This window comes from Micropruina sp., assembly GCF_027492755.1.
Lineage (GTDB): Bacteria > Actinomycetota > Actinomycetes > Propionibacteriales > Propionibacteriaceae > Micropruina.
Genome location: NZ_JAPUED010000105.1, coordinates 8,279 through 13,595 on the forward strand (window position 1 = coordinate 8,279; position 5,317 = coordinate 13,595).

Below are 5,317 nucleotides of genomic sequence, written 5' to 3' on the forward strand. Positions count from 1 at the left end.
CCGGACTTGATCCGGGATCTCTCCCGCCTGAGATCCTGGGTCGGAGCCCGGGATGGAGCCCGGGATGACGTGAACGGATCAGCGCGTGCTCAGCCCGGTTCCCCGGGGGTCGAGCGGGGCCGCCAACCGCTCTCCGGCTTCGGTTCGGAAGGTGTCTCGGAATCACCGGACGGGGTGGCGCCGACGTCCGGACGGGCGCCGCTGGCGGCATCCCGGGCGCTGCGCCAAGCGGTGCCGCTGGCCTGTTCGGGCTGCCACACCGGCGGCGTCCGGGGCTGCTCGGGCGCGGCCGCCACCTCGGGGACGGCCGCTGCCAGGTCGAGACGCCCGGAACGGACGCCGCGCACCAGCACCCACAGCACGCCGGCCGCGACCGCCTTGAGCGCGACATCGAGCAGGCCGCCGAGGATCTCCATGATCACGCCGAAGGCGTTCGCCGACGCGGCCACGCCCATCAGCAGGCAGACCAGCTGCAGCGCGGTGCCGATCGCGATCGCCCAGGCCGACAGCTTCGCCAGCCGCACCGCGTTGCGGGTGGCCGGCGGCACGAACAGGCAGGCACAGACCAGGCCGACGAGCACGATCACCAGCGACAGACTCATGATCGAGACGCCGATCTCCTGGAACGCCTCGAAGACCGGGGTCTGCTCGCGGACCAGCAGCAGCACCAGCCGGACGACACCCAGGATCTGGCTGGCGCAGATGATCGCCAGCACGGCCCAGGTGACCGGCTGCCGGATGCGCTTCACGTTGTCCAGGATCGCCCGACCCTTCGAGGCCTGCGTCTCACCCCGCTCAGACATACCGCTCCCCCGCTTCCGCTCGAACCAGCGCGACCAGTTCCCGGACGCGTTCCGCGGCGTCCACCGGCGCGACCATGGTGACCGTCGGAGTGGTCACCACCACCATGCCGCTGCACCCCAGGATGCCGACCAGGTGATCGTCGCCGGCGGTGTTGATGATCACGTTGTCGGCGGCATCCAGCCGTACCGACGCGCCGATCAGGGCGTTGCCGGCCGCATCGTGGGCGAGCGTCTCAGCGAGCGAAGCGTAGCCGCCGACGTCGCGCCACTGCACCGGCAGCGCCACCGACACCACATGGGCGGTCCCGGCGCCGGCGGAGACCGGCTCCATGACTCCGTAGTCCACCGACGTCTTGTGCAGGGTGGGAAAGATCTCGGCCAGCCGCTCCGGATGGGCGGCGAGTTCGACCACGGCGGCGTGGCTGGCCGGGTGCAGCGCGGCCAACTGCTCCAGGAAGGTGCGGGCCTGCCAGACGAACATGCCGGCGTTCCACCAGTACTCGCCGGAGGCCAGGTACTCGCTCGCGGTGACCAGATCGGGCTTCTCGCGGAACTCCAGCACCCGGTGGGTGTGTTCGAACCCGGGCACCGCCCCGCCGCGATGCAGGTAGCCGTAGCCGGTGTGCGCGCTGGTCGGCACCACGCCCAGGGTGACCAGAGCCAGCGGATCGGCCTCGGCCACCGCGTAGGCCTCGGCGAGGGAGGCGGTGAAGACGGCGGCGGGCTCGATCAGCTGATCGGCAGTCACCTGGGCGATCACGGCGTCCGGATCGCGCTCGGCGATCACCGCCGCCGGCCAGGCGACGGCGTTCAGCGAATCACGCCCCTCGGGCTCGCCCAGGATGTTCTCGACGGGCACCTCGGGCAACTCGGCGGCCACCTGATCGGCGTAGGCGGCGCCGGTGCAGACCAGCACCCGTTCGGCCGGCACCAGGTCACCCAACCGCTCGAACGCGATCCGCAGCAGCGAGGTGCCGTCGATCAGCCGCAGGAGTTGCTTGGGGGTGCCTTTGCGGGACAACGGCCATAGCCGTGTCCCGGAACCGCCGGCCATGATCACCGCAAACCGCATGGAATGACGATATCGGCTGGGCACATAGCATTCGGGGATGGACATTCCCGGGGTGTTGACGGCTTTGCAGCGGCGGGCACGGACGTCCGGGGGTGAGCCGCTGCTCACCCATTACGACCTGGACGCCGGCGGGCGCACCGAGTTGAGCGTCGCCACCTTCGCCAACTGGGTGGCCAAGACCGCCAACCTGATCGAGGACCTGGGCGCCGATTCCGGGCTGGTGGCGCTGCCGCTGGCGCTGAGCCGTCCGGGCCATTGGATGACGCTGCTGTGGCCGCTGGCCGCCTGGCAGCGGGAGTGCGCGATCACGCTGGACGCCGCCGGTGCCGATCTGGCGGTGGTCGGGCCGGACGACCCCCGTCCGGTGCTGCCCGGCGCGACCCTGGCCTGTTCGCTGCACCCGCTCGGGCTCGGGCTGCGCGACCTGCCGGACGGGGTGCTCGACTTCACCGGTGAGGCACTCACCCAGCCCGATCAGTCCGGAACCCTGCCCAGCGCGCCGAGCGCGCCGGCCTGGATCGACGGCTCGGTGGTGCTCAGCCACGCCGATCTGGCTGCCACGACGCCGGTTGCCGGACGGGTGCTGGTGCGGCCGTCCGGCGCGTTGGAGACGCTGCGGTCCGCGATTCTGGGCCCGCTGCTGGGCGGCGGTTCGTCGGTGGTCGTCGAGGGCACCCCGGACGACGCGCTGCTGGCGAAGATCCGGGCGTCCGAACACTGCATGGAATGATGGCTCGGTGACTTCTCGCCCCCTGACCATGCCGGCGTTCAGCCGCCGGACCGGCCTGTTCGCGCTCGGCGGCCTCGCCCTGGGCGGCGCGGTGCTGGCCGGCTGCACCAGCAAGCCGACCGTGCCGACGCCGTCCGTCTCGCCGAGCGGCCCGATCCGCGACCAGCTGCAGTCGGCGGTCAGCACCATCGCCGCCGGCAACGACAAGCTGGGCGTCGCCGTCCAGGACCTGCGCAGCGGTGCCGTGTGGGACTTCCGCGGCGGCTGGGCCAGCCAGAGCGCGTCCATGGCGAAGCCGATGATCGTGTCGATGGCCATGCGCAAAGCGCGCGCCGACAAGCTGCAACAGCCGCTGCCGGCGGAACAGGCCGGGCAGGCCGAGAAGGCGATCGAGCACTCCGACAACGACTCCGCGGACGCCCTGTGGGACTGGGCGGGACGGCGTCCGGCCTATGACGCGCTGGCGTCCGATCTGGGGTTGAAGGACACCCACAGCGCCCCCGAGAAGGACTTCTGGAGCTGGACCTGGACGACGCCGAACGACCAGCGCTCGTTCCTGCATCAGCTGGTCAAGGGTGACACCAAGGCGCTCACCGACGCCGAACGGAGCTACCTGCTGGGCCTGATGGGTCAGGTCGAGGACGGCCAGGCCTGGGGCGTCGGCGCCCCACGGAGCGGTTCGGTGAAGGTGCAGCTGAAGAACGGCTGGGTGCAGTTCGAGTCCACCGACAACCTATGGGCGGTGAACTCGATCGGGCACGTCGCCGGCGACGGCCGGGACTACCTGCTGACCATCATGACCCGCACCGAAACCTTCGACCTCGGCCGCGCCTACTGTGACGCCGTCGGTGACTGGGTCTTCCGCATCCTCGGTTCCGGCGAGCTGCGCTGACTTCGTCCGTCCCCGTCCCCCGGCACCCGTCCGGTAAAGCCCTGCCTAACTATCTCTGCCCTCCCGCATGCGGGAGGGCAGAGATAGTTAGGCAGGGCTTTACGTGTCGGCCGGACGGGGTCAGCTGACCTTGCAGACGTCGTCCAGGTCGTCGGTCTGGGTCTTCACCGTGGTGCTGCTGGAGGACGGCTTCGGGGAGCCCGAGGTGGTGCCGCCCGGAGCCGCCGAGGTGGGCTTGTCGGCCGGCTTGTCGCCGGCGGCCTCGGACGCCGCGATCTTCTGACTGACGATCTGTCGGATCTTGGCGAAGTCGGGCTTCACCGGCAGGATCAGCGGCGGGGTGAAGCTCACGCTGCTGAGCGGCAGCGACCGACCCCGCTGGGCCAGGTCGAGCATGGTGCCGATCTGTGAGGTGGGCAGGTCGGTGGCCACGATTTCGGCGCCCGCGTTGGCGATCTCCTGGAACTTGGTGACAACCGTGACGGGGTTGAGCTGCTTGGCCATCGCGTTCAGCACGCATTTCTGCCGGGCCATCCGCTCATAGTCGGTCGAGCCCTCGCGGGAGCGGGCGAACCACAGCGCGTGGTAGCCGTCCAGGTGCAGATCCTTGCCCGGGCCGATGTAGCCCTTGATCGGGTACTTCTTGCCGGTGGTCAGGTCGGTGCCGCCGCCGATCGGCACCTTGCGTGCGACGTCGAGGTTGATGCCGCCGACCGCGTCGATCAGCGTCTTGAAGCCCTTCAGATCGATCAGCGCCCAGTAGTTGATGTCGAGACCGAGAATGTTCCCGATGACCTCTTTGGTGGCCTGGACGCCGGGATCCTTCACACCCGGGTACAGACTCTTGTGGTTCATGGCGAGGGTGTACACCGCGTTGAGCAGGCAGGACTGGTCCTTGCACCAGTAGCCGTTGGGGTACAGCTTCTTCAGCGGCGACGAATCCGGGAACGGCGCCCACTGCAGGTTGCGGGGCAGCCCGAACAGCACCGTCCGGCCGGTGTTGGCATCAATGCTGGCGACCATCATGGTGTCCGGACGCAGCCCCTCGCGGCCGGCGCCGGCGTCTCCGCCGAGCAGCAGGATGTTGTAGCGGCCCTGGTTGGTCTCGGCCTTGCCGCCGCCGGTGAAGACGTTGCCGAACAGCCGGCTCTGGGCGTCGAACGCGCCGGCCAGCGTCCACGAGCCGAAGGCGACGACCAGCGCCATCACGAAGGCGATGCCGGGGATCACGATCCTGCCCCGCGGCGAGAGCGCGGACGGGTTGGCGATGCGCCAGGCGTTGACGAACAGCAGTGCCCAGCCGAGGCCCAGCACCAGGGTGGCCCAGCGCAGCAACTGCAGCGTGATCGGGTTGGCGTACAGACCGATCGCGAACGAGCGGAAGGTCAGCAGCAGAATCGCGAACAGCACGACCAGTGCGATCAGCACCTGCCAGGTGCGGAAGGCGAACCGTCCGAGGCGCTCGTTGCCGCCGGCCAGCTGGGCGGATCCGGGCACGACCAGGGTCATGCCGAGCATCGCCAGCCCGCGGCGCAGCGCGATGCTCTGGCTGCGGGTCTGCGCGTCCGGGAGCGGGGAAGTCTCGAGGGCGGTCACCGAACCAGTATGGCTGGCCGTTCCGAACGCCCCGGTCTCGGCTCGCCGTCAGCTGCCCGGGACGGTGCTTTCAACGTTCGGGGACGGTTCTTTCACGTCCGGATTCCGCACACCCGGGGACACACCTCGACAGGAACCGTCCCCCGACGTTCGGATTTCGCACGCCAAAGAACCGTCCCCCGACGTTCGGATTTCGCACGCCGAAGAACCGTCCCCGAACCTTC

At 69.8% G+C, this 5,317-nt stretch carries 5 protein-coding genes; 2 read left to right on the plus strand and 3 right to left on the minus strand.

Annotated elements, in window-relative coordinates:
- Nucleotides 1-89 precede the first annotated feature (89 nt).
- Both Q0066_RS07235 and Q0066_RS07240 read right to left on the minus strand, forming a co-directional pair.
- Entirely contained in the window at nucleotides 90-803 is a 714-nt protein-coding gene (locus Q0066_RS07235; RefSeq protein WP_298131558.1) for a hypothetical protein, read from the minus strand.
- Nucleotides 796-1,875: a mannose-1-phosphate guanylyltransferase gene (locus Q0066_RS07240; RefSeq protein ID WP_298131559.1), complete on the minus strand. Its 1,080-nt coding sequence runs from the start codon at nucleotides 1,873-1,875 to the stop codon at nucleotides 796-798. Before Q0066_RS07240 ends, Q0066_RS07235 begins: the two co-directional genes overlap by 8 nt.
- A gap of 37 nt (nucleotides 1,876-1,912) precedes the next feature.
- Between Q0066_RS07240 and Q0066_RS07245 the strand changes: the two genes are divergently transcribed.
- The gene (locus tag Q0066_RS07245) at nucleotides 1,913-2,605 is read left to right on the plus strand and encodes a TIGR03089 family protein (RefSeq protein ID WP_298131561.1); all 693 of its coding nucleotides are present in this window, start codon (nucleotides 1,913-1,915) and stop codon (nucleotides 2,603-2,605) included.
- A 7-nt stretch (nucleotides 2,606-2,612) separates the two neighbouring features.
- Nucleotides 2,613-3,497, plus strand: coding sequence for a serine hydrolase (locus Q0066_RS07250; RefSeq protein WP_298131563.1), 885 nt, complete (start codon nucleotides 2,613-2,615; stop codon nucleotides 3,495-3,497).
- A 120-nt stretch (nucleotides 3,498-3,617) separates the two neighbouring features.
- Here Q0066_RS07250 and Q0066_RS07255 read toward each other — a convergent pair whose 3' ends face one another.
- On the minus strand, nucleotides 3,618-5,093 hold the full coding sequence (locus Q0066_RS07255) for an LCP family protein (RefSeq protein ID WP_298131565.1): 1,476 nt from the start codon (nucleotides 5,091-5,093) through the stop codon (nucleotides 3,618-3,620).
- Nucleotides 5,094-5,317 lie beyond the last annotated feature (224 nt).